The organism is Streptomyces sp. SAS_272, from assembly GCF_052543235.1.
Map to the genome: position 1 here is coordinate 53,338 of NZ_JBMNDR010000014.1, position 25,379 is coordinate 78,716.

24 protein-coding genes are annotated in these 25,379 nt (G+C 71.1%); 12 read left to right on the forward strand and 12 right to left on the reverse strand.

The features are described 5' to 3' along the window. Window positions 1-4: 4 nt before the first annotated feature. Window positions 5-1,042 carry a sodium-dependent transporter gene (locus ACN6LD_RS11800; RefSeq protein ID WP_445043107.1) on the reverse strand — a complete coding sequence of 346 codons (1,038 nt, stop codon included), beginning with the start codon at window positions 1,040-1,042 and terminating at the stop codon, window positions 5-7. A 91-nt stretch (window positions 1,043-1,133) separates the two neighbouring features. Here ACN6LD_RS11800 and ACN6LD_RS11805 point away from each other — a divergent pair, with 91 nt between their 5' ends. From ACN6LD_RS11805 to ACN6LD_RS11815, 3 genes are all read left to right on the forward strand, one after another. Further along, a complete protein-coding gene (locus ACN6LD_RS11805; protein WP_445043108.1) occupies window positions 1,134-1,973 on the forward strand; it encodes a COG4705 family protein in 840 nt (279 codons plus the stop codon). 156 nt (window positions 1,974-2,129) lie between these two features. Further along, entirely contained in the window at window positions 2,130-3,059 is a 930-nt protein-coding gene (locus ACN6LD_RS11810; protein WP_445043109.1) for a COG4705 family protein, read from the forward strand. A 201-nt stretch (window positions 3,060-3,260) separates the two neighbouring features. After that, window positions 3,261-4,529 (forward strand): MFS transporter, encoded by a 1,269-nt coding sequence (locus ACN6LD_RS11815; RefSeq protein WP_445043110.1) that lies wholly within the window; start codon window positions 3,261-3,263, stop codon window positions 4,527-4,529. A gap of 127 nt (window positions 4,530-4,656) precedes the next feature. Here ACN6LD_RS11815 and ACN6LD_RS11820 read toward each other — a convergent pair whose 3' ends face one another. Further along, complete coding sequence (locus ACN6LD_RS11820) at window positions 4,657-5,673, reverse strand: Dyp-type peroxidase (RefSeq protein WP_445043111.1); 1,017 nt, start codon at window positions 5,671-5,673, stop codon at window positions 4,657-4,659. 23 nt (window positions 5,674-5,696) lie between these two features. On the opposite strand from ACN6LD_RS11820, the gene ACN6LD_RS11825 reads away from it, so the two are divergent. Then, window positions 5,697-5,909: a hypothetical protein gene (locus ACN6LD_RS11825; RefSeq protein WP_445043112.1), complete on the forward strand. Its 213-nt coding sequence runs from the start codon at window positions 5,697-5,699 to the stop codon at window positions 5,907-5,909. 3 nt (window positions 5,910-5,912) lie between these two features. Here ACN6LD_RS11825 and ACN6LD_RS11830 read toward each other — a convergent pair whose 3' ends face one another. The 5 genes from ACN6LD_RS11830 to ACN6LD_RS11850 are packed head-to-tail and all read right to left on the reverse strand — an operon-like array spanning window position 5,913 to window position 9,921. Continuing rightward, window positions 5,913-7,283 (reverse strand): sensor histidine kinase, encoded by a 1,371-nt coding sequence (locus tag ACN6LD_RS11830; protein ID WP_445043113.1) that lies wholly within the window; start codon window positions 7,281-7,283, stop codon window positions 5,913-5,915. Further along, entirely contained in the window at window positions 7,280-7,954 is a 675-nt protein-coding gene (locus tag ACN6LD_RS11835; RefSeq protein WP_445043114.1) for a response regulator transcription factor, read from the reverse strand. Before ACN6LD_RS11835 ends, ACN6LD_RS11830 begins: the two co-directional genes overlap by 4 nt. Next, the gene (locus ACN6LD_RS11840) at window positions 7,908-8,639 is read right to left on the reverse strand and encodes a phosphatase PAP2 family protein (protein WP_445043115.1); all 732 of its coding nucleotides are present in this window, start codon (window positions 8,637-8,639) and stop codon (window positions 7,908-7,910) included. Before ACN6LD_RS11840 ends, ACN6LD_RS11835 begins: the two co-directional genes overlap by 47 nt. Beyond that, window positions 8,636-9,238, reverse strand: a complete 603-nt coding sequence (locus ACN6LD_RS11845) for a phosphatase PAP2 family protein (protein WP_445043116.1) — start codon at window positions 9,236-9,238, stop codon at window positions 8,636-8,638. The genes ACN6LD_RS11840 and ACN6LD_RS11845 overlap by 4 nt, the downstream gene beginning before the upstream one ends. Continuing rightward, a complete protein-coding gene (locus ACN6LD_RS11850) occupies window positions 9,235-9,921 on the reverse strand; it encodes a DedA family protein (protein ID WP_445043117.1) in 687 nt (228 codons plus the stop codon). The genes ACN6LD_RS11845 and ACN6LD_RS11850 overlap by 4 nt, the downstream gene beginning before the upstream one ends. A 116-nt stretch (window positions 9,922-10,037) precedes the next feature. Between ACN6LD_RS11850 and ACN6LD_RS11855 the strand changes: the two genes are divergently transcribed. Then, the gene (locus ACN6LD_RS11855; protein ID WP_445043118.1) at window positions 10,038-10,409 is read left to right on the forward strand and encodes a BlaI/MecI/CopY family transcriptional regulator; all 372 of its coding nucleotides are present in this window, start codon (window positions 10,038-10,040) and stop codon (window positions 10,407-10,409) included. After that, entirely contained in the window at window positions 10,406-11,335 is a 930-nt protein-coding gene (locus tag ACN6LD_RS11860; protein WP_445043119.1) for a M48 family metalloprotease, read from the forward strand. Before ACN6LD_RS11855 ends, ACN6LD_RS11860 begins: the two co-directional genes overlap by 4 nt. Window positions 11,336-11,382: 47 nt before the next feature. On the opposite strand, the gene ACN6LD_RS11865 is transcribed toward ACN6LD_RS11860, so the two are convergent. From ACN6LD_RS11865 to ACN6LD_RS11885, 5 genes are read right to left on the reverse strand one after another with little or no spacing between them, the layout of a single operon-like run. Next, the gene (locus tag ACN6LD_RS11865) at window positions 11,383-12,783 is read right to left on the reverse strand and encodes an MATE family efflux transporter (RefSeq protein ID WP_445043120.1); all 1,401 of its coding nucleotides are present in this window, start codon (window positions 12,781-12,783) and stop codon (window positions 11,383-11,385) included. Continuing rightward, window positions 12,777-13,820, reverse strand: a complete 1,044-nt coding sequence (locus ACN6LD_RS11870) for a cysteine synthase family protein (protein ID WP_445043121.1) — start codon at window positions 13,818-13,820, stop codon at window positions 12,777-12,779. The genes ACN6LD_RS11865 and ACN6LD_RS11870 overlap by 7 nt, the downstream gene beginning before the upstream one ends. A gap of 42 nt (window positions 13,821-13,862) precedes the next feature. Further along, on the reverse strand, window positions 13,863-15,233 hold the full coding sequence (locus tag ACN6LD_RS11875; protein WP_445043122.1) for a Y4yA family PLP-dependent enzyme: 1,371 nt from the start codon (window positions 15,231-15,233) through the stop codon (window positions 13,863-13,865). Next, window positions 15,224-16,261 carry an ornithine cyclodeaminase family protein gene (locus tag ACN6LD_RS11880; RefSeq protein ID WP_445043123.1) on the reverse strand — a complete coding sequence of 346 codons (1,038 nt, stop codon included), beginning with the start codon at window positions 16,259-16,261 and terminating at the stop codon, window positions 15,224-15,226. Before ACN6LD_RS11880 ends, ACN6LD_RS11875 begins: the two co-directional genes overlap by 10 nt. 29 nt (window positions 16,262-16,290) lie before the next feature. Beyond that, on the reverse strand, window positions 16,291-17,238 hold the full coding sequence (locus ACN6LD_RS11885) for a TauD/TfdA family dioxygenase (RefSeq protein WP_445043124.1): 948 nt from the start codon (window positions 17,236-17,238) through the stop codon (window positions 16,291-16,293). Window positions 17,239-17,500: 262 nt separating this feature from the next. Here ACN6LD_RS11885 and ACN6LD_RS11890 point away from each other — a divergent pair, with 262 nt between their 5' ends. The 6 genes from ACN6LD_RS11890 (at window position 17,501) to ACN6LD_RS11915 (ending at window position 24,928) form a co-directional block, all read left to right on the forward strand. Further along, entirely contained in the window at window positions 17,501-19,054 is a 1,554-nt protein-coding gene (locus ACN6LD_RS11890; RefSeq protein WP_445043125.1) for an ABC transporter substrate-binding protein, read from the forward strand. Beyond that, complete coding sequence (locus ACN6LD_RS11895) at window positions 19,039-20,061, forward strand: ABC transporter permease (RefSeq protein ID WP_445043126.1); 1,023 nt, start codon at window positions 19,039-19,041, stop codon at window positions 20,059-20,061. The genes ACN6LD_RS11890 and ACN6LD_RS11895 overlap by 16 nt, the downstream gene beginning before the upstream one ends. Then, entirely contained in the window at window positions 20,058-20,942 is an 885-nt protein-coding gene (locus ACN6LD_RS11900; RefSeq protein WP_445043127.1) for an ABC transporter permease, read from the forward strand. Before ACN6LD_RS11895 ends, ACN6LD_RS11900 begins: the two co-directional genes overlap by 4 nt. Then, window positions 20,939-22,474, forward strand: coding sequence for an ABC transporter ATP-binding protein (locus ACN6LD_RS11905; RefSeq protein ID WP_445043128.1), 1,536 nt, complete (start codon window positions 20,939-20,941; stop codon window positions 22,472-22,474). Before ACN6LD_RS11900 ends, ACN6LD_RS11905 begins: the two co-directional genes overlap by 4 nt. Before the next feature lie 113 nt (window positions 22,475-22,587). Then, window positions 22,588-23,229 carry a DUF5959 family protein gene (locus ACN6LD_RS11910; protein ID WP_445043129.1) on the forward strand — a complete coding sequence of 214 codons (642 nt, stop codon included), beginning with the start codon at window positions 22,588-22,590 and terminating at the stop codon, window positions 23,227-23,229. Window positions 23,230-23,830: 601 nt separating this feature from the next. Then, entirely contained in the window at window positions 23,831-24,928 is a 1,098-nt protein-coding gene (locus tag ACN6LD_RS11915) for an IS110 family RNA-guided transposase (RefSeq protein WP_445043130.1), read from the forward strand. Window positions 24,929-25,379: the final 451 nt, after the last annotated feature.

The window sequence follows — 25,379 nt, forward strand, 5'->3', positions numbered from 1 at the left end:
CCGTTCAGGCGCCTGGCGTGAGAGCGGGAGCCGGTCCCAGGCGGGTGACGATCCGGCTCGCGGCGGTCTTCTGCAGCAGTCCGTAGGCGAGGACCGGCAGCAGCAGGTGAGGTTTGTCGGGCAGGGACGCGGTGATCAGCACCGCGCTCGCGCTGCTGTTGTTCATGCCGCAGGCGAGCGTCAGCGACGAGGCGGTACCCGCTTCCAGCCGCAGGACGCGGGCGGCGACCCGGCCGAGGACGAAGGAGAGCAGGCAGACCAGGGCGGCCACGGCCAGGGCGGCGGCGAACAGCAGCGGGCGGGGCCGGGTGAGGACGGAGCCGAGGGCTCCGCTGGCGTTGACGTAGGTCAGGACCAGCGAACCGGCCATGGCCGCCGGTGCCACCGTCGTGACGAGACGGCCCAGCCACCGCGCGGGCAGGACGAGCGTGCTCAGCAGGCCCGCCGCACAGGGAAGGACCACGGCGGTGAGGGCGAATCCGCCCTGGGCCAGTCGGCCGGTGGCGGCGAGGGTGTGCGCGTAGCCGCCGCTGAGCAGCGGCGACAGCGTTGCCAGCAGCAAGGGGGTGGTGAGCGGGCTGAGGAGGGTGGAGGCCAGGACGAGGCCCACCATTGTCGGCTGGTCGCCGTCGCCCTTGTCGGTCCATACGGTGGCTCCGGCGGCGACGGGCATCGCCACGACGAGGATCATCGCGGTGAGCAGTCCGCTGCCGCCGTCGGTGTCGGGGGTGCGCCGCAACAGGAACGCGACGAGCGGCAGCACCGCCAGCGGGATCGCGAGGTGCAGCACGAGCCCGGCGAGCAGGGCCTTCGGCCGCCGCAGCAGGCGGCCCAGCGCGCGGACGGGTACCTGGAGCCCGGCCGAGAACAGGACCAGGGACAGCAGGAGCGGTGCGGTGTGCAGTGTCAGGTGCGTCGGCGGTAAGGGCCGGGGGTGGCGCAGCCACAGGCCGGGCGCGGGCAGGACCAGGGCGAGGACGTAGGCGAGGACGACGGCGCGGCCGAGCCGGTGCCGCAGCCAGGACGCGGCGCGGGTATGCATGGCCCCATCGTGATCAGGCCGGACTCAGCGCACCGGGAAAGCCGCGCGGCAGTCAGGATGCGTTCAGGTAACCGCTGGCAACGTCCTGCCCATGACCTACGAACTCTCCGAGACTCCCGAGGCCGAACCGGACCCGACTGCCTCCGGTCGCCCCTCCCGCCGTCTGCGCTGGAACAAGGTCCCCGAGGTCACCGCCTACTTCTGGATCATCAAGGTGCTGTGCACGACGGTCGGCGAGACCGCGGCCGACCTGCTCAACGAGAAGGCCGGACTGGGCCTGACGGGCGTGTCGGTCCTGATGAGCGCGCTGCTCGCGGTGGTCCTGGTCGTCCAGTTCCGTACGAACGCCTACCGGGCCGGCGTCTACTGGCTCGCTGTCGCTCTGATCAGCGTGGTCGGCACGCTGATCAGCGACAACCTCACCGACAACATGGGCGTGCCGCTGGAGACGAGCACCGCTGTGTTCGCCGTCCTTCTCGCCGTCGTGTTCGTCGTCTGGTACCGCCGCGAGCGCACCCTCTCCATCCACAGCATCGACACCACGAGCCGTGAGTCGTTCTACTGGCTGGCGGTGCTGTTCACCTTCGCCCTCGGCACGGCGGCCGGTGACCTGGTCTCCGAGCGCATGGACCTCGGCTACTGGCTCGCGGCGGTTCTGTTCGCCCTGGCCATCGCCGCCGTGGCGGTCGCGCACTTCGCGCTGGGCCTGGACGCGGTGTGGAGCTTCTGGATCGCCTATATCCTCACCCGTCCGCTCGGCGCCTCGATCGGCGACTACCTGTCCCAGCCGACCGGCGACGGCGGCCTCGGGTTCGGCACCGTCGTCACGAGCGGGCTCTTCCTGGCCGTCATCCTCGGCCTGGTGGTGTACCTGGCGGTGACCCGAAAGGACGCCGCGGAACCCGCGCGAGTGACGCGGCAGGCGGCCTGAACGGTTGGGAACGCGTTCAGGAAGCGTTCAGACGATCACCGACAAGGTCGGACACCACGGCCGGCCGGCGCGGTCGGCCCGTGTGTCGCAAGGCGCCCGTCCCCCTCGCGGAGACGGGTGCCCTTGCACACCCCCCACGAAGAGGAGTGTCCGACCATGGAGAACCCCGAAGTCCTCACCGACTTAGACGCTGCCGCCCCGCAGCGACGCGCCGCGACCACGGCCAGGTCGGTGATGAAGAAACTGCCTGAGGTCACCCTCGCCTTCTGGATCATGAAGATCGCGGCGACGACCCTGGGCGAGACGGCCGGCGACCTGTTCGCCCAGACCCTGAAGCTCGGCTACTTCCTCACCACGATCACTCTGTTCCTGCTCTTCGTGGTGACCCTGGTCGTTCAGTTGCGCTCCCGCCGCTACAACCCGTTCTTCTACTGGACGGTCATCCTGTCGACCAGCATGGCCGGCACCACGATGTCCGACTTCATGAACCGCGACGCCGGCGCCAAGTACCTTTCGAGCGGCACCGCTTCGCTGGGCTGGGGGCCGCAGGGCCTCGGCCTGGGCTACCCGACGGGCGCGGCGATCCTGATCTCGGTCCTGGTCGTCGTCTTCGCCGTCTGGAAGCTGACGGGGATGACGTTCGTCATCCGGGACATCGTCAGCTTCCGCGGGGAGGCGCTGTTCTGGTCGGCGATCCTCGTCTCCAACACGCTCGGCACCTCGATGGGCGACTTTCTGTCCGACAGTTCGGGCCTCGGCTATGCCGGCGGGGCGGCGCTGGTGACCGGCGTCCTGGTGGTACTGGTGGCCCTGATGCGGGTGCCCGTCGTGCCGAACGTGCTCCTGTTCTGGATTGCCTTCGTGCTGACCCGCCCGCTCGGTGCGACAGCCGGCGACTTCCTGACCAAGCCGGTCGCGAAGGGCGGTCTCGACCTCGGTACGGCGGGCTCGTCGGCCGTGCTGTTGGCCGTACTGGCCGGTCTTACGGGTTACGCCCATGCTCAGGAGCGCCGCAGCCTCGCCCCGGCCGCGGCCCTGCCTCCGGAGACGGGCGACTGCGACCGCGCCACCGCGCGGGCCGACTGAGCGCGAAACGGCGCCACGCTCGTCCGGCAGGCGAGGGAGAGCGTCCTGCGTCCCCCTCCGCACCTGACTGCCGCGGCGTGCCGAGAGAGGATGAGCCTGCCGGATTCGTCTGTGAGGCGGAGAGCGCCACCAGGAGGTGGTCCGGTGTTCAGGAGGCGATGTCCGGCCTGCCGGGCACGCGACGCCCTCGGGGAGGAGCTCGTGAAGCCCGTCCGCACCACGTCCGCCACACCCGAACCGTCGGACCCACCTGCCCTGGGTCTCTCGGCGTGGCGGTTCGTGTTGGTGTTCGGGGGCGTCAGCCTGCTGATGGACTTCGTCTACGAGGGCGCTCGTTCCGTCACCGGCCCGCTGCTCGCTCACCTGGGCGCCTCCGCGGCCGTGGTCGGCGTGGTCACGGGGGCGGGCGAGGCCGCCGCGCTCGGACTGCGTCTGGCTTCGGGACCGCTGGCCGACCGCAGCCGCCGCTTCTGGGCATGGACGATCGCCGGATACGTGCTGACCGCGGCCAGCGTCCCGGTGCTCGGTCTGACCGGCGTGCTGTGGGCGGCATGCGCCCTGGTGATCGCGGAACGGGTCGGCAAGGCGGTTCGCTCCCCGGCCAAGGACACCCTCCTCTCGCACGCCACCGCCGCCACCGGAAGGGGCCGCGGCTTCGCGGTGCACGAGGCGATGGACCAGGTCGGCGCGCTCATCGGCCCGCTCACGGTGGCCGGGGTCCTCGCCCTCACCGGCGGCGACTACGCCCCGGCGCTCGGGGTGCTCGCGCTGCCCGGCGTGGCCGCCATAGCGCTGCTGCTGTGGCTGCGCGCCAGGGTTCCCGAACCTGTGGGATATGAGACGACCGTCGGCGCGGCGGCGCCCGAGGAGCCGGACCGGCCCGAGGCACCGGGCCCTGCCGGGTCCCGGGAGAGGAAGCTGCCGCGGGCCTTCTGGGCCTACGCGGTCTTCACCGCCGCGACCCTGACCGGTTTCGCCACCTTCGGTGTGCTCTCCTACCACCTGGTCGTCCGACACCTGGTGCCGACCGCGATGGTGCCGGTGCTCTACGCGGCGGCCATGGCGGCGGACGCGGTGGCGGCGCTGGTCACGGGCTGGCTGTACGACCGGTTCGGCGCCCAGGTCCTGGTCGTCCTGCCGCTGCTGTCCGCCGCCGTTCCGGCCCTGGCCTTCACCGACAAGGTGGGGGTCGCCGTGGCGGGCGCGCTGGTGTGGGGCGCCGCCGTCGGGGTCCAGGAGTCCACGTTGCGTGCCACCGTCGCCGACCTCGTACCCGTGGGCCGCCGGGCCACCGCGTACGGCGTTTTCGCCGGGATCATGGGCGCGGCCGCGCTGGTCGGCGGCGCCTTGGCCGGGGTCCTGTACGACATCTCCGTCCCACTTCTGATCGTTGTCGTCACCGGCATCCAGGCCGCCGCGCTCGTCCTGCTGTGGGTCACCCGCGCCGCGCGGTCCACGCTCGCCCACTGAGGGGCGAACATGCGGGCACGCACCGGGCGTTCTCGTCACCACGCCGCTGTGCGGCGGGGCATGGAGCGGCGGACACCTTCGAAAGCCGGGGCAGTACCGCAAAAGGGGAGGGCTTCCCGCATCAGAGTCAGGTCGCGAGCAGTCCGCGGCCGAACCAGTCCTCGGTGTCGCGGACTCCGGGCAGGGCGAAGAAGTAGCCGCCGCCGGTGGGTGAGATGTAGTCGACGAGGGGTTCGTCGATCAGACGGGTCTGGGTGGCCTCGAACTGGCGCTTGGTGTCCTGCTGGTAGCAGCAGAAGACCAGGCCCATGTCGAGGTTGCCGACGTCGTCGATACCGCGGTCGTAGTTGTAGCCGCGGCGCAGAATGCGGGAGTCGTCAGTGGCGGCGGTGCGTGGGTTGGCGAGGCGGATGTGGGCGTCGAGGGGGATCGCGTTGCCGTGCGGATCCTTGGCGTAGCGGGGGAGGTCGGTCTCCTCGGCGCCGTCGAGCGGGGCTCCGGTGTCCTTGCGGCGGCCGAACATCTTCTCCTGCTCGGTGAGGGAGACCCGGTCCCAGAACTCGACGAGCATGCGGATGACGCGGATCACCTGGTAGCTGCCGTCTCTGGCCCATGCGGGCTCGCTGTCGCCGCCCCGGACCCATATGAGGCGGTTGTTCTCTCGGGCGGAGGTGACGTCGGGGTTGGCGATGCCGTCCTTGAATCCGAGCAGGTTGCGCTGGGCGCCGGTGGGGCGGGGCGCGTTCTGGAAGCCGTCGATGCGCCACTTGATCTGCATGGCCCCCCGGGTGTGCCGGGCGATGTCGCGCAGCGCGTGCACGACTGTGTCCTGACGGACGGCGCAGATCTGCAGGGACAGGTCGCCGTGGCACTGGGCGGGCTTGAGGTTGTCGTTGGGGAAGGTCCGCATGGGGGTGAGGCGGCGGGGCTTGGCTGTGGCGAGGCCGTAGCGGTCGTCGAAGAGGGACGCGCCGACGCCGACCGTGATGGTGAGGCCGTCGGCTGGGACGGTCGGACGGTAATGCCTGGGTAAAGCCCCGGAGCTGTTCCATGGCGATCTGCGCCACGGCAGCGCCTTCGCCCGGCCCGATGGGTCTCCGCGGTCCTCCTCGCGCTGGTGATCGCCGCGGTGGCGGTGGCGCACTTCGCGCTCGGCCTGAACCCCGTGTGGAGCTTCTGGATCGCGTACGTCCTCACCCGGCCGCTGGGCGTCTCGGCGGGCGACTACCGCTGCCAGCCCACCAGCGACGGCGGCCTGGCTTCGGCACCGTCGTCACCAGCGCGCTGTTCCTCACGGTCATCCTCGGCCTGGTCGTGTACCTGGCGGTGACCCGCAAGGACGTCACCGAGCAGGAGCGCCTCGCCCGGCGGGCGGTGTGACGGTCACCCGGCGGGCAGCCTGACCGTGAACCGCGAACCGGGCGCGTGCCCGGGATCGTGGGACACCTCGCCCCCGGCGGAGCGCGCCAGACGCCGTGCGAGCGGCAGTCCGAGGCCGGCTCCGCCGTGTCCGTCGTCCGGGTCCGCCCTCCGGCCGGGCTGGAAGAGGCGCCCGGCGAAGTCCGCCGGCACGCCGGGACCGTCGTCGGTGACCTCGACGCACACGCCGTCGGTTTCGCGCGCCGCGCTCAGTACCACGCTCGACCGTGCGTACCGGAAGGCGTTGGCGAGCAACGGGCTGACGATGCGTTCGAGGAGGGCCGACGGGACACCGGCCTCCAGGGGCGCGTCGTCGTGATCGTCGAGGACGACTGTCACGCCGTCCGGGACGTCGAAGTGTCCGACCAGACGGCGCAGCACGGGCCGGACCTCGGAGGTGCCCGGCAGGGTGCGCGTCCCGTCGCGCGCGTCGTCCAGGAGCGTGTCGCAGATCGTGCGCATCGACCGCGCGGCGTCGGCGACGGCCTCGTGGCACGCCTCCGTCTCGGCGGTCGACCGCGGCCTGGCCTGCCACCAGTCCAGTTCGGCGACGATCCGGCTGAGCGGGGTGCGCAGTTCGTGCGAGAGCTCCCCGGTGAGCTGCCGTTCGTGGCGCAGCGCCGCTCGGATGCGGTCCAGGAGCGTGTCGAGGGAGGCGCCCAGCAGGGCGAGTTCGGCCGGGCGGCGCTCCGGGCTGAAACGCTCCTCGGAAGCCACGGTGCTCCACAGCGTGGCCTGCTCCGTCATGGAGCGCACAGGACGCAGCGCACGGCCCACCGCCAGGCGGGTGAGGGCGTAGGTGCAGGCGAGCATCGCGGCATCCAGGACGAGAGAGCCCAGCAGGAACGTGTCCGCCGAACTCCGATACGGGGCGAGGTCCAGGGCTGTGATCACGGTGACGGGACGCTCGCCGTCCTGTATGGGCAGGGGGCACAGCCGTATGCGTCCGGGCTGGTGGCCGTCGGCGGGGACGTCAGTGCAGTCCGGCCCGCCGCGTGCGGCGAGCCGTCCGGCGGCGCGGCTCAGCGCGGGGACGGGCGACGGCGGCTGTTCCAGCAGCCGGGCGCCGGAATAGATCCACACATTCGCGTCGAGGAGGCCGTCGTTGGCCGTCTCCAGCACCCGCACGGTCGGGCCGGACGTGTCGACGGTCGTGGCGACGGCGGCGGCCCGGTTGCGCAGTTCGTCGTCCGCCTGGCGCTGGAGGTGGTGGCGGACGACGATGTTGAACACCACGGTCAGCACGGTCATCAGCAGCGCGGCCGTGGTGAGGGCGACCAGGGAGAGGCGGCCGCGTAGGGTACGTGGCGCGAGCCGGGCGAGTATCGAGGTCATGACAGACGGTGGCCGATCCCGCGGGCGGTGCCGATCGTCAGCCCGCTTCCCGTCTCGCGCAGCTTGCGGCGCAGCCGGGTCAGATACTGATCGAGGGTGTTGTCGCTGACCTGGGCACCCTCGGGCCACCCGGCCCGGACGAGGTCGCGGCGGCGCACGAGGTCCCCCGACGCCGTCATGAGCGCGGCGAGCAGCCGGAACTCGGTCGGCGTCAGGTCGACCGGCACGCCGCGGACTGTGGCGCGGTGCCGGACCGGGTCGAGAGCCAGGTCTCCGGCGATGGCGGCGGTGGCGGCGCCGACGCCGGAGCCGGCGCGCTTGAGGGCCGCGCGCAGCCGGGCGGCGAGTTCGGCGAGGTGGAACGGCTTGGTCAGATAGTCGTCGCCGCCGGCTGAGAACCCCCCCAAGCGGTCCGGCGGCCGGTGGTGAGCGGTCAGGAAGACGACGGGCGCGAGGAACCCGTTCGCGCGCATCGCCTGGCACACGTCCCGTCCGTCCGCGTCCGGCAGGCCCACGTCCAGCACGGCCGCGTCCACGTCGCCGGTGGCGAGCCGCAGGGCGGCGGCGCCGTCGGCAGCGGGCACGGTGTCGAAGTCCTCGTCGCTCAGGCCGCGTCGCAGAACGTCACGCAGGGCGTGATCGTCCTCGACGATCAGGATCTTGGGGCGCATGTTCCTCCAACGACGCGTCGGCCGTGTTCGTTGTCCGTGTGATGAGCCCGGCGGGCAGCAGGCGGGCCGCCACGTACAGGCATACTCCGAGCCAGCCGACGGCGAAGAGCCAGCCACCGACCACGTCGCTGAACCAGTGCACGCCCAGGTACACACGGGTCAGTCCGACCGATACGCCCCAGCAGCCGACAGCCAGACAGACCGGCGTCCGCCCGCGCGGGCCGCGGGCGCATATCGCGAGGATCACCAGTCCGGCGGTGAGGGCCGCCGTGGTGGTGTGACCGGAGGGGAACGACCAGCCCGAGGCGTGCGCGTCCCAGTCAGCGAGCGGCGGGCGCGGCCGTGCGATCAGCGACATCACGCCGAACCGCACGGCCTGACCAGCCCAGAGGCACAGGAGCCCCAGCGCCCCCGCCGCCAGCCGCTGCCGCAGCGTCCGTCCCGCGACGACGCCGGCGAGGGCGACGAGCACATAGGGCACGGCGCCCGTCCCGGTCGCCGTCAGCCCGCGGGCCAGGGCCACTGCCACGTCCGGGCGGTGGCCGACGGACCAGGACAACAGGCTCTGGTCGACGAACAGGGGAGCGCCGTCGCCGCCGGTGACGATCACGGCCAGCACGGCGAAGGCGCTCCACGCGCCGAGGCCCGTGCCGGCCGCGAGTTCGGCCGCTTCCCGGCCCTTCATGACATCAGCAGCGGTCGCAGCCGGGTTGCCGCGATCCGCCGGGCCAGGGCGTCCTGCCGCCGCTTGAGCATGGCCATCGTGCCCAGGGCGACGAGCGCGCCGACCACGAGACCCGCCAGCGCGTCGTGCGGGTAGTGCACACCGACCCAGACCCGCGACGCGGCCATGGCCGCCGCGGCGAGGGCGGCGACCGCGCCCAGTCGGCGGGAGACGAAGAACAGGGCGACCGCTGCCGCGGCGGCGACGGCCGCGTGGTTGCTCGGGAAGGACCAGTCGCCTGCGGCCGGACACGCCTCCAGCGTGTTCACGTGCAGGCTCTGACAGGGGCGGTCCTCGCGCACGACCAGCTTCAGGATGGAGTCCGCGGCGTACGACAGCACCACCACCACCGGGACGGCCAGTGCGATCAGCGCAGCCTGGCCGCCGGTCCGGCGGGCCCGCCACCAGCCGACGATCATGAACAGGGCGAAGAGAGCGAGCCCGTAGGTCGACCAGAGCGAGATCACGTGGTCCAGCCAGGAGGGTGCGCGGTCCGACAGCCGCACCACATCCGTGTAGGCGGGCCCGTCGATCGAGGATCCGCGGAAGGTGAGAGTCATCCGCGCGCCTCTCCGGCCTCGGAAGCCTTGGCCCTGGCCGCGTCACGGGAACGGCGTACCTCGACGGCGAGCGGGATGAGCGACACGATCACGATGAGCGCGATCACCGGCAGCAGGTAGGTGTCGATGCTGGGGATCGTGGACCCGAGACCGTACCCGGCGAGTGTGAGGCCCAGGCTCCACACGAGCCCGCCGGCCACCTGCCACACCGTGAACGTCCGCGCGGGCACGCCGAGGGCGCCCGCCATCGGATTGAGCACCGTACGCACCACCGGGACGAAGCGGGCCAGGACGATCGCCTTCGCGTACCCGTACCGCTCCAGCAGTTCCTCGGCCCGCTGCGCTCCTTCGTGCAGGCGTGAGGAGCGGCTGCGCGTGAGCAGCGCTCCGCCCGCCTTCCTGCCGAGCAGGTACCCGCACTGCGCGCCCGCCAGTGCGCCCAATGCCGCCGCGACCAGCAGCGGCGGCAACGACAGCTTCACCCCGCGGTCGGCGCCGCCGGTGCACAGCAGGCCGGCCGTGAACAGCAGTGAGTCGCCCGGCAGGAAGAAACCGATCAGCAGCCCTGTCTCGGCGAACAGCACCGCGCCGACCCCCAGCACGCCGAAGGCGGCCAGCAGGGACTGGGCGCTGAGAACGTTCACCGCGAGCTGTGACGCCGCGAAGAAGGGAGGTGCGACCATCGGCGAGGGCCCTCTCATACTGGATGGGTGGGCGCTGCCCAGGCGGCACCCGCGCGACTACAATCCTGTAGACGGTCTACTCAACTGTAGACGAGTGCTCGGTGAGGAACGTACACATGACACACGAGATGGACGAACGGCGTCCGGCGGGTGAGCTCGAAGCCGCAGTCATGGCCGTCCTGTGGACCGCCGACGTGCCGCTCACCCCTAACCGCGTGCAACGCGAACTCGGCGCCGGCCTGGCTCGCACCACCGTGACGACGATCCTGTCCCGCCTGTACGACAAGGGCGTCGTAGGCCGTGAACGCGAGGGCCGCGGGTACGCCTACTTCCCCGTTCAGGACGCCGCCGGCCTCACCGCCCGACGCATGCACGGCGAGCTGGCAAGGGACACCGACCGGGAGACGGTCCTGGCCCGGTTCGTCGCCCAGCTCAGCGCCGACGACGAGCAGGTGCTGCGCCGGCTGCTGGAGGCGGACGCACAGTGACCGCCTTGCTGCTGCTCCCGCTGCTGCTGCCCTTCGCGGCGCCGCCGCTGGCCCGGCGCGCCCTCGCCCGCCTCGACCCGGTCGCCGCGCTGTGGGCGCTCACCGTCTCGGCGCTGATGCTGGCGGGTGCGTGCGCGGCGGCCCTGGGCGCACTCGTGCTGACCGGACTGCTCAAGCTCCCTGTCTTCGCGGCGTTCGGCGAGCTCGTCCACCCTCTGCGCACACCGTCCGACGTGTTCGTCCTGCCCGCCGCAGCGCTGGCCACCGGGGCCCTCACTGTCGGCGTCTGCACCCTCGGACGCTCCGCGCTACGGCAGTTCCGCGACTTCCGCGCCGCCCGCGCCGAGGCCGACCGCCTCCCCGCCGCCGGCGACCTGCGTGTGGTCGATTCGACCTCCCCGGACGCGTACGCCCTGCCTGGCAGGCCGCACCGCATCGTCGTCACCACCGCCATGCTGCGCAGCCTCGGCCCCGCCGAACGGGAAGCCCTCTTCGCCCACGAGCGCGCCCACAACGCGGCCGGTCACCACTACTTCCTCGCTGCCGCCGAACTCGCGGCCCACTGCCACCCCGCGCTGCGCTCGTTCCGCGCGGACATCCGGCTCGCCGCGGAGCGGGCCGCGGACGAGAGCGCGGCCGCCGCGGTCGGCGACCGGCGTCTGCTGGCCCGGGCCATCGCCCGCGCTGCCCTGGCCGGCGCCGCCACCCGCTCCTCGCGCCCGGACTTCGCCCCCGCTGCCACGGCGGGCCCGGTTCCTCAACGCGTCGCGGCCCTTCTCTCGTCTCCCGCACGCCGTCCGGCGGCCAGGCGGGGCATCGCCCTGCTTCTCGCCGGCTGCGCGTTCGTGTCCGCCGGTGCCGCAGTCACGGGCTTGGTCGACTTCCACCACGAGGTGGAGGTGGCCCAGGGCGAGCAGAGCCGCTGACCGGTCCGGTGCGAGCGACAGGTGGAGTGCTCGCCCGGTAGCCGCGGTCAGGCGGTGGCCGTTGCCGGGATGGGGTGTGCGGTGGCGAGTGCGGTGTTGTAGCGGCGCAGCAGGAGGACGGCGGTGGTGGCGAGGCCGGTGAGGAGGCCGAGCCAGATGCCGAGAGTGTCGAGGTTCAACGGGTAGGCGAGGAGCCAGGCGGCGGGCAGTCCGATGGCCCAGTAGCCGATGAGGGTGATGCGGAAGCCGCTCTTGGTGTCGTCGAGACCGCGGAGCAGGCCGACGCCGATGTTCTGGCTGCAGTCGAAGAACTGCAGGAACGCCGTGACGATCAACAGGTGCGTTGCGATGCTGAGGGCCTGATCGGAGCCGGTGTCGAGGAAGGGGGCGAGCACGAGGCGGGGGAGGGTGACGTAGAGGATGCCGACGACGGTCATGACGGCGGCGGCGCAGGCGAGGGCGGTGTTCTTGATCCGGTGGGCGCCGTCGTGGTTGCCGAGGGCGAGTTCACGGCTGACGTTGATGGACGCGGCGTGGGAGAGGCCGACCGCCACCTGGAAGACGATGTAGACGAGCTGGTTGACGGCAGTGTGCGCGGCGAGCGCGTCCGGGCCGAAGGAGCCCGCCATCAGCGCGGTGACGGAGAAGAAGCCGGCTTCGGAGCCGTAGGTCGCCGCGATCGGCACGCCGAGGCCGAGGAGACGCCGGAGCACGGCCGGATCGGTGCGGGTGATGTCGAGGGTGAGGAGCGGGCCGAGCGCGGTGTCCTTCTTCGCGGCGGCGTAGAGGGCGAGGAAGGACAGCAGGTAAACCGTCGACGTGGCGATGCCGACGCCGGTCAGCCCCAGGCGGGGAAGGCCGAAGGTGCCGTGGATGAGGAGCCAGTTCAGGCCCGCGTTCACCGCTATGGACACCAGGGTGATCTGGAGCAGGGCTTGAGGGCGGCGCATGCCGACCGTGAACTGGCGTATGGCCTGGAACCACAGGCAGGGCAGCAGACCGGGGGCGAGCGCGTAGAGCATGTGCTGTGCGAGACGGACGACGTCGGCGTCCTGCCCGAGCCAGGTCAGTGCCTGCCCGATAAGGATCATCAGGAGGGCGCCGGCGATCCCGGCGATGGTGGCGACGGCGAGGCTGGCGCGGACGATGGCCCGTACCTCCTCGTGTGCTGACTCCTGCGCGCCGTCAGTCCCGTCGGCCGACTGTTCGGCGCGGGCTGCTGCTGCGGCCACCTGGTTGCCGACGGAGGTGACGAGGCCGACGCCCATGGTGCGGATCTGGTTGAAGATCACGATGGCGAGACCGCCGGCCGCGAGTTCGGTGGTGCCCAGCAGTCCCATCATCACCGTGTCGGTGGTCGTGAGGGCGACCTGGGCGAGTTGCGTGAGGATGAGCGGGACCGCGAGGACACCGAGGGCACGGCTGTCGCGGAGGAGTGTGGTCAGCATGCGGTGTACCGGTTCCTGCGGAGTTTGGTGAGGAGTTCGTCGACTTCCCGCTCGGTTTCGGGGCTCAGGAGGTCTCGTTCGCTCATCCAGTCGTCGTTGAAGACGGTGTCCATGTACTTCTCGCCGCCGTCGTTGATCAGGGCGACCATAGTCGTGCCGGGCGGCAGGCTAGGAAGACGGGTCAGTGCTTCATGGACGACGCCGCCGGCTGAGCCGCCGATGAGCAGGCCGGTGCGGGCCACGGCCCGGCAGGTCGCGAACGCCTCGACGTCGCCGACCTTGACGCCTTCGTCGATCAGGTCGAAGTCGACCAGGGCGCCGATCCCGGCGCCCTCGGGGGTACCGGTGCCGGACTGGTAGTAGTCGTGCGCCGGTCCGCCGAAGGCGATCGATCCCTTGGGCTCGACACCGATGACAGTGAAGCCGGAGATCAGCTTGGCCAGCTCCCGGCCTGTGCCGCACAGTCCGCCTCCGGTGCCGACCGCGCCGATCAGGACGCCGATGTCGCCGCCGAGAGCCTCGGTCAGTTCGTGGGCGACGGGGAAGTATCCGACGCCGTTGGCGGGGTTGTTGTGCTGTTCGGTGAAGATGGTGTTGTCATGGCCGCGGGCCATGTCCTCGGCGAGTTCCTCGCGTGCGGCGGTGGCGAGTTCCTCGGCGCCGCCGTCGTCGACGACGTAGACGAGTTCGGTGCCCAGGGCCTTCATGGCGCGCAGCTTGTCGGGCGCCGCGTGGTTGTCGACCACGGCGGTGAAGGTGTAGCCGCGTTCGGCGGCGATCACCGACAGGCCCAGACCGGTGTTGCCGGAGGTCGACTCGATGATGCGGCCTCCGGCGCGCAGGTCCCCCGATGCCTCGGCGGCGTCGACCATGGCGCGGGCCATGCGGATCTTCGCGGTGCCGGTGGGATTGAACATCTCCAGTTTGAGCAGGAGTCGGCTGCCGGTCTCGGTGGCGGCGAGTTCCAGCAGGGGGGTGTAGCCGATGAGGTCGGAAACGCGGGGGACCACGGCGGGGCGCTGAAGAGCTCCGGGCATCGAATGCTCCTGTGGGGCGGCGGATGAGAAGTGCGGGTGGTTTCAGGTGAAGTGACGGTCCAGGCGCCAGCGCGGCCGGGCACGCTCTGTCCGGTCGATGACGACCTTGGGAGGCAGCGGCAGGTCGTGGAAGGGCGACTCGTTGGAGTCCATCTGGTAGCCGGCCGTGTTCGGGTACAGCAGCAGGTCCCCGACTCGCGGTAGACGGCGGAAAGCGATCTTGCGCCAGGTGAGCATGTCCGACTCCAGGCAGGTGGACGCCCCGACGCCGGCAGGGAACAGCCCGGCGGGCGCGACGGGCTCTTGGGGGATCAGCAGCGGGTCGGGGAGGTATTCGCTGTTGAACCACTGTTCGGACAGGCTCAGGCTGGTGCCGTCGACGGTCAGCAGCCGGTATCCGTCGCGGTCCTTGACGCCCTGGATCGTGAAGACGGTGGCCCCGGCGCGGTCGAGCAGGGCGCGGCCGGGTTCGAGGAGCAGTTCCAGCCCGGCGTCTTTGAGGACGTCGGCCAGCGTGGTGCCGGTGTGCTCCGGCCGGGTCGCCAGGAGCGAAGCCAGAGCGTCGGGTCCGGCAAGGGGCGAGTGGTAGGGGTAGAAGTCGCTGCTCTGGAACGTCTTGCCGGCGTGGTAGTGGGCCGGGCGCTGGGTTTCGAGGAAGGTGTGCCAGGTGTCGGCGTCGGTGTAGCTGATGGGCAGGCCGCCGCCGATGCTGATGCGGCTGGCTTCCAGCCCCTTCACGCGAGCCTTGAGGCACAGCTCGGCGAGCCGGGCGGCAAGGTCGGCCCGGGGCTGCAGGGCGTAGCCGGACAGGTGGAAGCTGAAGCCTTCCATGCGCAGCGCGTCGCCCGCGACGACACAGCGGTCCATGGCGGTGGCCAGCTCGGCCTCGGTCATCCCGAACCGGCTGTGCGGCTGGACGGGCGGCAGCACGCGCAGCAGCACACGGGCCGGAGGGACCTGCCCGTTCAGCGCGAGGGTGATGACGGCGTCGAGTTCGTCGAGCGCGTCGACCGCGACGAGCGCGCCGTGCTGGACGGCCAGACGCAGCAGGTGCGGATTCTTCGCGGGCCCGGTCACCACGAGGTGTTCGCCCCGCACGCCGTGGCCGAGGGCCTCGCGCAGTTCTCCGGCAGATGCCACGTCCACCCCCGCGCCCAGCGCGGCGGCACGTTCTGCGAAGACAGCGGCTTTGTTGGCCTTCTTCGCGAAGTAGACGAAGCCGTCCACTCCGGCCGTGGCGAGGGCATCCTGCATGGCGCGCAGGTTGACGTCGAAGGCGTCGGGCAGCAGGAAGTGGAACGGGCCGCCGAAGGCGTAGGCGAGTTCGGGCAGGAGCCCGCTGGCCAGCACGGTTTCGGTGGCGGGGTCGGACAGAGCCGGGAGAACCGGAGGACCGAGAGCGGTCACTGCCACAACGGCACCTCGGTACCCAGACCCTGGGCGATGGCCAGCTGCGCGAAGCGGTGGCCGAGTGCGATGTCGGTGACGACGAGCCCGCTGTTGTAGGCGAAGATCCGCTCGGTCTCGCTGAAGCGGCCGGCCGTGATCCCGGCGATCACGGGCGGGAACTCGGTGTCGACCGCGGGGAGTTTGCCTTCGGCGTCGGCCATGTCGGTGCCGGTGACGTTCATCTGCGCTTCGCTGGTGGCGATGACGCGGTCTGCCTGGTGCAGCGTCGAGGGCGCCAGTCCGTGTCCGACCAGGACGGACAGCGCGCCCGGCTTGAGCCAGCCCGCCTCGATTGCGGCCGGGGTGTGGGCGCCGGCCGTGGCGACGATGACGTCGGCGTTCGCTGCGGCGTCCCGCAGATCGGTGACGACCTCCACATCCCGGTCGGGGAAGTGCGCGCGCAACTGCTCGCGGACGGCGCTGATGCCCTCGGGGTGAGTGCCGAACACCATCAGTCGGTCCAGGCCGGGCTGCGTGGTGAGCAGGAACGGCAGGGCGAGGCGGCCTTGCGTTCCGGTGCCGACGACCAGTGCCGAGCGGGCGCCGGGGGCGGCGCATTCGCGGGCCAGGAGCGCGGAGACGGCCGGGGTGCGCAGGGAGCCGATGCGGGAGCAGTCCATCATCGCCACCGGCAGGCCGGTGACGTCGTCGTAGATCGTCAGCGCCGTGTAGTAGTGCTGCTCCTCACGGCCCTTGTCCAGGCCGTGCTTGTACGAGGTCTTGATCGCCACGACGTTGCGGGAGCCGTCCCGGCCCAGCATGGCGTAGGAGACGGAGTGTCCGTCCTTTGGCTTGACGGTCAGTTTGCGGGGGTTGTCGGACTGGCCGGCGTGGAGGGTGCGGTAGGCGCCTTCCACTGTGGCCACCACGTCGGCCAGGGATATCTCGATCCCGGCGAGGTCGGTGGTGGACAGGATGCGCAGGTGTCTGTCGTCGCCGGATGCCGGGGTGCCGGTGCTCGTGCTGGTGGGGGCTGCCGAGGTGTCGGGCATGAGTGATTCCTCCGGTGCGGGGCGGGTGTTCAGCTCGCGTGCGCTTCGACGGCCGCCTGGCCGTAGCCGTGCTCGAACCGCTCGGCCTGCGGACGGGTACGGCGGCCCGGTACCCGCACGGAGGAACGTTTCAGCCAGCGGTCGGTGCCGTCGTAGCGCGCCTTGAAGGGGACCCGGCCGTGCACGACGAGGTCGTTGTCGACGACCAGTACGTCTCCCGGCGTCAGGGCCACCGCCACGGAGACCCGGGAGAGCTCGGCCTCCAGCCGGCCGTAGGCCGCGCGGTGTTCCTCGGGCGCCTCGTCCAGGGGGGTGAATGCGGGGTCGAAACGCAGGGTCGGCCCGTCCGGCGACTGCCACACCGTCGGCACGGGCTGCGGGGTGCCGTCGTAGCCCTGTGCCTCGGCGTAGGCGTCGTCGGGCAGGATCGGCAGTACCGGCAGGCTGAGCAACTCATGGTCCTGTGCGTCCAGTTCGACCCGGCGGATGCTGGCGGCCGTGGTCGCGACCGCGTCCGGGTTGCGCAGGCAGCCGAGCACCAGCAGATGGGCGCGGCCGGGGTGGAAGGCGTCCTCGGTGTGCGGGCTGAGCAGCACACGGCTGCTGGCTCCGGTCTGTTCGGCCTCGTGTCCCGGCGAGGGGACGATGTTGTGCACGAACCGGCCGTCCTGCTGACCCTCCCAGGCCAGCGGCGTGCCCATCACCGTGGAGAGCAGGAGCAGGACCACGTCGTGCAGCGCTCCGGCGTTCCCGGCGGTCGACCAGTGACCGGGGGTGAGGCCGATCGCCTCGTCGTCGACCGGGAGGCCGCGCAGCACGAACAGTCCGTCGGCGGTGTCGACCGGGCGGCAGGCGTGCCGGATGCCGTCGCTCAACTTGGCGGCGGTATCAGGGACTTGGGCGAGCAGCCCGGGGTGGGTGGCGACGCCGTCGAAGGCGTCGAGCAGGGCACGGGCCGTGGTGAGCAGTTCGGTCACGGCGTGGGGGTGAAGCTGACGTACAGGCGTGGCTGCCGTCGGCATGGGTGAACCGTCCGTTCCGGTGCGGGTGAGGGGCGGGCGGTGGGCCTCTGTCGATGAAGAGGCCGCGTTGACCGAACGGAAACATAGCCAAACCGCAACACGCAGGCAAGGCTTACCTAAGTTGATCAGGATCACAGCGAGTGCCCCCTTGCGTGATCGCCGTAAATCAGGATAGGCAAACCTAAGCAATTGAGTCGCGCGTGAAATCGAGGACAACGTGGACCTGAACAGACGTCAACTCCTGTGGGCCGGTGGCGCCGTCGGCGCGACCGCCCTGCTGGCCGCCTGCGGCGGCGGCGATGACGCCGAACCGACCGGGTCCGCCACCGGCTCCGCCAAGCCCCGCAAGGGCGGCACCATCCGTGTCGGCGCCCTCGGCCGGGCCGCTGCCATCACCCGCGACCCGCACGGCTCCCAGGCCAACGAGAGCGACTACCTGATCATCAGCCTCGTATACGACACGCTCACCGTGCCCGGCACGAAGCCGAACACCGAGCCCCGGCTGGCCGCGAGCTGGACGCCGTCCGAGGACCTCAAGACCTGGAAGTTCAAGATCGCCCAGGGGGCGAAGTTCCACGACGGGCCCCCGGTGACCGCCAAGGACGTCGTCTACTCCCTCAAGCGCCTGCGCGCCACACCCGCCGGCGCCTCCCGGCTGCCCGGCATCCAGGCGAAGAACATCACGGCCGAGGGCACCGACACCGTCGTCCTGGTCTCCGACTACGCCAACGCCGAACTGCCGCTGCTCACCCGCCTGACCACCTTCGTCATCCCCGACGGCACCACCGACAAGGACATCGCGAAGGCGCCCGGCACCGGCCCCTTCAAACTCGACTGGTTCCGCACCGGCAACGCCCGCCTGGTCCGCAACGACGACTGGTACGGCGGCGACGTGTACCTCGACGCCATCGAGGTGAAGATCTTCGAGAGTCCACAGGCCATGGCCAACGCCCTGCTGGCCGGGCAGATCGACCTCGCCTCCAACGTCGGCGCCGTCGCCGCCCGGACAGCCGAGTCCCGTAAGGACGTCCAGACCGTGCGCCGCCCCAACGACATGGCGATGCCGATCGTCATGCGCACCGCCGACGGCCCCTTCGCCGACCCCAAGGTGCGCGAGGCACTGCGCCTCGCCGTCGACCGCGAGGCCATGGTCAAGCAGGTCCTGTCCGGCTACGGCACCGTCGCCAACGACATCCTCGGCACCGGCGACCCCGCCTACGACAAGAGCATCCCGCAGCGCGCCCGCGACCTGACGCAGGCCAAGAAGCTCCTCGCCGAGGCCGGCTTCGACACCTCGAAGACGTACGAACTGCTCACCACCGAGGACATATCCGGTCTCGCCGAGTCGGCCACCCTGTTCGCCACCCAGGTCCGCGAGGCCGGCGTGAAGATCAAGGTCGTCAAGCAGGAGTCGGCCGTCTTCTGGGACAAGACCTGGCTCAAGGGCGACCTTTACACCACCTACTGGGGCACCAACGACTCCGTGGTCTTCTTCGCCAGCAAGACCATGGTCTCCGACAGCGGCCAGAACGAGGCCGGCTGGAAGTCCACCGAGTTCGACACGGCCTACCAGAAGGCCATCGGCACCGCCGACGACGCCCAGCGCACCCAACTCCTGGGGCAGCTCCAGCAGATCGAGTACGACAGCTCCGGCTACCTCCTGTGGGGCATGGCCGACGGCATCGACCTCGCCGGGGCCAAGGTGCGCGGCCTGCCGAAGCTGCCAGGGTACGGAAGGGTTCAGCTCGAAGGCACATGGCTGGCCAGTTGACCTCCGACCCCATCGCACCGGCCGCTGCCCCGCCCGCCCCGGGGACGCGGCCGGCCCGCGCGTCCGGCCTGTTCCTGGCGCGGGTAGGGAGCGCGCTGCTGAAGCGGACGGCTCTGCTGGCTCTCCTGCTCGCACTGGTCTTCGTCGCCGTCGAACTGCTCCCGGGCGACGCTGCCGACGCGACCTCCGAACGCGGTGAGAGCGCGGCCGACCTTGCGGCGCGCCGTGAACTGCTGGGCCTCAACCGCCCTGTCCTGGAACGCTTCTGGGACTGGATGACCGGCCTGCCCACCGGCGACCTCGGCATCTCCGCGCGCGGCGAGAAGGTCACCGACCTGGTCTCCGCAGCCTTCCCCAACACCCTGCTTCTGGGCGGCGTCGCCCTGTTGCTCACCGCGGTCCTGTCCCTCGCCCTGGGCTGCTGGGCCGCCCTGAGGCCCGGCGGACGCCTGGACCGGGCCGTGTCGGGCTCGGCGACCGCGGTCCTCGCCCTGCCGGAGTTCGTCGTAGCCGTCGCCCTGGTCCTGGTGCTGTCCCTGTGGACCGGCTGGCTGCCCGCGGTCACCCTCACCGGCGCCGACGGATCCCCCGCCTCCTGGGACATGCTGGTGCTGCCCGCCCTCGCTCTGACCATCCCGCAGGTCGGCTGGAACACCATGATCGTGCGCGCCGCCCTCGCCGACGAGGCCCGCGCCCCCCACGTGGAGACCGCCGTGCTCGACGGACTGCCGCCCCACCGCGTCCTCACCCACCACGTACTGCCCGGCGCCCTGCCCGCCATCGCCACGGGCCTCGCCACCTCCACCGGCATGCTGCTCGGCGGCGCGGTCGTCGTCGAAACCATCTTCAACTACCCCGGCATCGGATCAGTGCTCGCCTCGGCCGTCACCGACCGGGACAGCCCCGTCATCGCCGGCGTCACGGCGCTGTCCGGCGCCGTCATCACCGCAGTACTGCTCCTGGCCGACCTGGTACGCACCGTGGTGACAGGAAGAGGACGACGATGACGACGTTCGGCAGCGACGCCGAGCCGACGGTGAAGCCCTCCCGCAGCAAGGGGAGGCCGACGACGAGGACATCCCGCACGAGGATCGCCCTGCGCGTCCTGCCGGCAGTCCTCCTGACCGGCCTCGCCCTGATCGGCCCCTGGATCGTCCCGCACGCCGTGGACATCCCGATGACCGTGCCCTACGCGGAACCCGGCGCGGACGGAACCCTGCTCGGCGGCGACCAACTGGGCCGGGACCTGCTGAGCCGGCTGCTGGCCGGCGGACGCCACCTCGTCCTGTCCTCCCTGCTCGTCGCGGCCCTGGTCACGGGCACAGCCGCGATCCTCGGCGCGATCGGCGCCGTACGTCCCCTCGTCGGACGGCTCGTGGAACGGACCGCCGACCTGATGATGCTGCTCCCGGCCGTCCTCGGCATCCTCCTCGTCACCCTGTCCTGGCCCGGCAGCGGCCGGCTCGCCGTCATCACCGCGGCTGTCGTGCTCGGTGTGCCCTACGCGGTCCGGCTCGCGGCCAGTGCGGCGGCCCCCATCGCCGAGACCGGGTACGTGGAGGCGGCGGCAGCGGGCGGCGAACGCCTCTGGTATCTCGTCGTCCGGGAGATCCTGCCCAACCTGCGCGCCACCCTGCTCGCCCTGTTCGGGCTGCGCTTCGTCGCCGCCGTGTACCTCGTCGCCACGGCCGGCTTCCTCCAGGTCGGCCCGCAACCCCCGGCCGCCGACTGGGCGTTGATGATCCGGGAGAATTCCCCGGGCATCCTCCTCAACCCGTGGTCCGTGGTCGCCCCGAGCATCGCCGTCGCCCTCCTCGCCCTCAGCGTCAACCTCGCGACCGCAGCCCTCGCTCCCCAGACCGGCCGGAAGGCGATGACCGCCCTGTGAGCCACACGCCCGACCGGTACGCCAAGCCCGAGAACCCGCCGAGCGGCACACCCGCTGTCCAGATCACGGGCCTGACGGTGACCGCGCCCGACGGCCGCCTTCTGCTGCGCGACGCGTCCCTGGCCGCACACCCCGGCCGACTGGTCGCCCTGACCGGCCCCTCGGGCGCCGGCAAGACGACCCTGTTGCGTGCGCTGACCGGCCTTCTGCCCCCCGGGACGACACGCACCGCCGGCCATGTCGACGTCCTCGGCCACGACGTCTTCGCCCTCTCCGACTCGCAACTGCGCGTCCTGCGCGGCACACGGCTCGCCTACGTCGGCCAGGATCCCGGCTCCGGCCTCAACCCCCGTATGCGCGTCCGCAGCCTCGTCCGCGAACTCGCCGCGGACCGCAGCGCGGAGGCAGTCGCAGCACTCCTCACCGAGGTCCGACTCCCCGACGACGGACGCCTGGCCGCCCGCCGCCCCGGCGCCCTCTCCGGCGGACAGCAGCGCCGTGTCGCCCTCGCCCGCGCCTTGGCCCGCCGCCCCGACATCCTTCTCCTGGACGAGCCGACCGCCGGCCTCCATCCCGAACTGCGCGACGAGATAGGTCAGTTGTTGCGGCACCTCGCCCGCGAACACCACCTCGCCGTCGTGTTCGCCTGCCACGACCCCGCTGTGGTCGAGCAGTTCGCCGACGAGGTCGTACAACTGGGTGTCCACCTGCCCCCGCCGATGCGTACGCCCGCCTCACGGCCCTCAGCCGCCCTGACGGCTGAGGGGAGCAGTGCACCCGCCCTCGAAGTACGGGACCTGCACGTGAGTTTCCGTGGAACGCCCGCTCTCACCGGCGTCGGCCTCACCGTCACCGCCGGTTCCGCGGCCGGCATCGTCGGCGTCTCCGGCTCAGGCAAGACCACGCTCGTCCGCACCGTCGTAGGACTCCAGCGCAGCACCTCCGGCACGATTCAGCTGTCCGGCACGCCCCTGAGCACCGGCCTGCGCGGACGCACCCGTACACAGCGCCGCCGACTGCAACTCGTCACACAGAACCCGCTCGGCGCGCTGAACCCGAGCCACACCGTCGGCGCCGCCGTGGGCCGCCCGCTGCGGCTGCACCGCCGCTGCGCGGCCAGGGAGGTCGGCGAACGGGTGGCCGACCTCCTGGAACAGGTCGGACTGCCGCCCGCCTTAGCCGCCCGCTACCCGCACGAGTTGTCCGGCGGGCAGCGCCAGCGCGTCGCCATCGCGCGAGCACTGGCCGCCGAGCCGGAGGTACTGATCTGCGACGAGATCACCTCCGCCCTGGACCCTGACACCGGCCACGCGATCATGGACCTCCTCGCCGACCTGCGTGAGCGTCGTGGCACGACCCTCGTCCTCATCAGCCACGACCTGCCCCTCATCGCCGACCGCACGGACACCGTCACCGTCCTGGAAGCGGGCCGTGTCGTCGAGTCAGGCCCCACGGTCGACGTCTTCACCGACCCGCGGCACGCGGCGACACAGGCACTGCTGGGCAGGTCCGCGTCTGCCGCCAGGACCTGACTGCGGGCCGCCCTGCGGTGCCGAAGAGGCTTAATAACCCCTAGCGAAGTGAGGTGGCGATTGCACTCCGGCGGGGCGACGATCTCTCGGTACTCGCCGATGAAGGGGTAGTTGTGGACGACATCGCTCCGGGGGAGCTCGTCTCCCTCGCCGATGACGAGGGGAACAGCGTCACCGTCAACGTCCTGGGACGTAATCCCGGGTGGGCTGCCGGGCTCGATGCCGAGATCGTCGTCGGGACGCCCTTCGTGTCCGGCCGCTGTTACCCGGCGTTGTCCGCACCGCAGCGAGGATGCGCTGCCGGGCGAGTGCTGCAAGATCCTTACGATCGTGCGGGAGGCCGACCGCTCCAGTGCGGTCAGGGCGGTCGGCGAGCAGCTGGGCCTGGACGCCTCGGTGCACGTAGGGGAGGGACGGGGCCGGGCCGGTCAACCAGATGCTGCGCATCGACGGGCTCACGATCCTGCTGTGGGATGAGCAGAACCGCCCGCCCGGCCACCTCCGCCGATGCGGCAGCGACAGTCCGGAGCCAGCCCGAGCCGGACCCGACATCAGCACGACCGCACGTGATCCAGGAGCACCTTGCGGAACTCCGGCCGGGAGTCGTGGTTGCCGGGGCAGACGAGGGTGGGCGCTCGGCGAGGTCGCTGGCGCTGGCTGAAGCGGGAGCCCTGCGACGGGTACGACGCCGGATGGAGACGAGGACCCCGGCTTCTGCGGGCGTGAGCCGCAGTCGGTCCCGCTCGCGGACCTGATGCGAACTCCCGAGCCGAGCCGAAGCCCTCATCGTCTGACCGCTAACTGTGCGTGAGGTCCCTGACCGCCGCCCGTGAACGCCCCGAGCAGAGCATCCATCTCGTGGAGGAGTTGAGAGGAAGCAGGCGAGGATCTCGCGCAGCAGCTACAGGACTTATGGCCGGCCGCTTACCGAAAGAGGGTCCGAGGCCGTTCGTGCCGTGGTCGACGAAGGACAGCCGGTAACGCGGGCCGCGAGGCTGTCCGCCAATGCCGGTCACGAGTGGGCGAGAAGTCAACTCACTGTCAGCCTCCCCAGGCCAGGTTGAGCATCGGTTCGGACGAAGCCATCCGGCAGTGGTCGGGTCATGCCGTTGTACCGGGATCGACGGGACGGTTGCGCAGTGCCGTCCCGGGCGGGGGTCTGACTCATGAGATCTATGACCGAAGTGTCCAGTCACAGGCTTGTCGACCGTCGTTACGGGATGGTTTCTGCTGTCACCGAGCCACAGGGCGTGTCCCAATAGGGGCCTTGCCGAAGATCAGGCGCCATCACGGTTCAGACCGCCCGACGGCCGGTGCCATCCACCCAGCACATCGCCACGCGGGAGGCGAACCACCATGACGACCAGACAGCGCAGCACTTTCTCCAGCACGGATCCTCCCGTTCGGCGCGAGGTCGTTCTGGGCGTGGACACGCACGGCGAGCTTCATGTCGCCGCCGTGATCTCCCCGCTCGGGCAAATCCTGGGCACCGAGTCCTTTCCGGCCACGGCGGCCGGCTACCGTCGGCTGCTCGTGTGGGCCCGCAAGCGGGGGACGGTGCGCCGGGCCGGCGTGGAGGGCACCGGCACCTTCGGCGCGGGCCTGTCCCGCTACCTGCTGACCCAGCAGATCCAGGTGTTCGAAGTGAACCGGCCCGACCGCACGGCCCGCCGTCTGCTCGGCAAGTCGGACCCGCTCGATGCGCAGGCCGCAGCGCGAGCCGTGCTCAGCGGTCGCGCCCGGGCCCAGGCCAAATCCGGCGACGGACCCGTGCACAGCGCCCGGATCTACAAACTCGCCAAGGACTCCGCGGTCAAGGCCCGCACCCAGGCGATCAACCAGCTCAAGGCTGTCCTGGTCATCGCCGACCCCGCCCTGCGGGAACGGTTTTCGAGCTTGGGCAATGCCGAACTGTTCCGCACCTGTGCGACCCTCAGCCCACCCGATGGTGGGGGAGACGAGGACGCGGTGGCCCAGGCCACCAACATGACGTTGCGCATGCTCGCCGAGCGCATCGAACAGCTCACCGGACAGATCAATGAGCTGAACCAACGCCTGACCCGGCTCGTCGAACACCACGCCCCACAGCTGCTCGTACCGGTGGGCATCGGCCCGGACAGCGCAGCCACCTTACTGATCACCATGGGAGACAACCCCGAGCGACTGAACACCGAGGCGTCCTTTGCTGCGCTTTGCGGAGTCAGCCCCATCGAGTACTCCTCCGGGCGGCGAATCACACGCCGGCTCAACTACGGCGGCGACCGGCAGGCCAACGCGGCCCTGCACCGCATCGTGTTCACCCGCCTGCGCCACGACCCGCGCACTCAGGCGTACTACGAACGCCGCACCCAGGAGGGCAAGACCCGCCGTGAGATCATCCGATGCCTCAAGCGATATGCCGCCCGCGAGGTCTTCAACCTGGTCAGGACGGTATCGACCGCCCCCTCGTTATAGGGGCGTCAGTGATACGGCGGGCCCCGCCTGGGGGCTTTGCGCGGAGCCGTGAGACGACGAGGCCGCACCGGAGAGCTTCGGCGCGGCCTCGTCATGAGATCGGCTGCGCTGTCGGGCACGATGCGGTCGGCACCTCATGCGGCCCTTGTCCCTGTAACGTTTTCGGGGCGCGCCTACTTTGCGATTGCACTCGCATATGCGTGTGAAGAGCCGGTTCCGTCAGAGAGCGCAGCACCACCTCGAGCACGGATCTGCCCAATCGGGGTGAGGTCGACCTGAGTGTGGATACGCACGGCGAGGTTCACGTCGCCGCCCCGGTCCCCGGCTGGGAAAGGTCATGGGCACCGAATCCTCTTTGGCGACGGCCGCTGGCAGCTGACGTCTGCGCCCGCCAAACTGGATACGGTTGCGCCGTGCGGGGGTGGAGGGCACCGGCACCTTCGGAGCGAGC

What these genes read in the sequence shown, in the direction of transcription:
- ACN6LD_RS11865 (WP_445043120.1), bottom strand. Translation starts at nt 12,783, where the DNA reads ATGCTGACCACACTCCTCCGCGACAGCCGTGCCCTCGGTGTCCTCGCG.
- ACN6LD_RS11850 (WP_445043117.1), bottom strand. Translation starts at nt 9,921, where the DNA reads ATGGTCGCACCTCCCTTCTTCGCGGCGTCACAGCTCGCGGTGAACGTT.
- ACN6LD_RS11880 (WP_445043123.1), bottom strand. Translation starts at nt 16,261, where the DNA reads ATGCCCGACACCTCGGCAGCCCCCACCAGCACGAGCACCGGCACCCCG.
- ACN6LD_RS11835 (WP_445043114.1), bottom strand. Translation starts at nt 7,954, where the DNA reads ATGCGCCCCAAGATCCTGATCGTCGAGGACGATCACGCCCTGCGTGAC.
- ACN6LD_RS11800 (WP_445043107.1), bottom strand. Translation starts at nt 1,042, where the DNA reads ATGCATACCCGCGCCGCGTCCTGGCTGCGGCACCGGCTCGGCCGCGCC.
- ACN6LD_RS11870 (WP_445043121.1), bottom strand. Translation starts at nt 13,820, where the DNA reads ATGCCCGGAGCTCTTCAGCGCCCCGCCGTGGTCCCCCGCGTTTCCGAC.
- ACN6LD_RS11915 (WP_445043130.1), top strand. Translation starts at nt 23,831, where the DNA reads ATGACGACCAGACAGCGCAGCACTTTCTCCAGCACGGATCCTCCCGTT.
- ACN6LD_RS11895 (WP_445043126.1), top strand. Translation starts at nt 19,039, where the DNA reads ATGGCTGGCCAGTTGACCTCCGACCCCATCGCACCGGCCGCTGCCCCG.
- ACN6LD_RS11810 (WP_445043109.1), top strand. Translation starts at nt 2,130, where the DNA reads ATGGAGAACCCCGAAGTCCTCACCGACTTAGACGCTGCCGCCCCGCAG.
- ACN6LD_RS11855 (WP_445043118.1), top strand. Translation starts at nt 10,038, where the DNA reads ATGACACACGAGATGGACGAACGGCGTCCGGCGGGTGAGCTCGAAGCC.
- ACN6LD_RS11805 (WP_445043108.1), top strand. Translation starts at nt 1,134, where the DNA reads ATGACCTACGAACTCTCCGAGACTCCCGAGGCCGAACCGGACCCGACT.
- ACN6LD_RS11840 (WP_445043115.1), bottom strand. Translation starts at nt 8,639, where the DNA reads ATGAAGGGCCGGGAAGCGGCCGAACTCGCGGCCGGCACGGGCCTCGGC.
- ACN6LD_RS11900 (WP_445043127.1), top strand. Translation starts at nt 20,058, where the DNA reads ATGACGACGTTCGGCAGCGACGCCGAGCCGACGGTGAAGCCCTCCCGC.
- ACN6LD_RS11845 (WP_445043116.1), bottom strand. Translation starts at nt 9,238, where the DNA reads ATGACTCTCACCTTCCGCGGATCCTCGATCGACGGGCCCGCCTACACG.
- ACN6LD_RS11830 (WP_445043113.1), bottom strand. Translation starts at nt 7,283, where the DNA reads ATGACCTCGATACTCGCCCGGCTCGCGCCACGTACCCTACGCGGCCGC.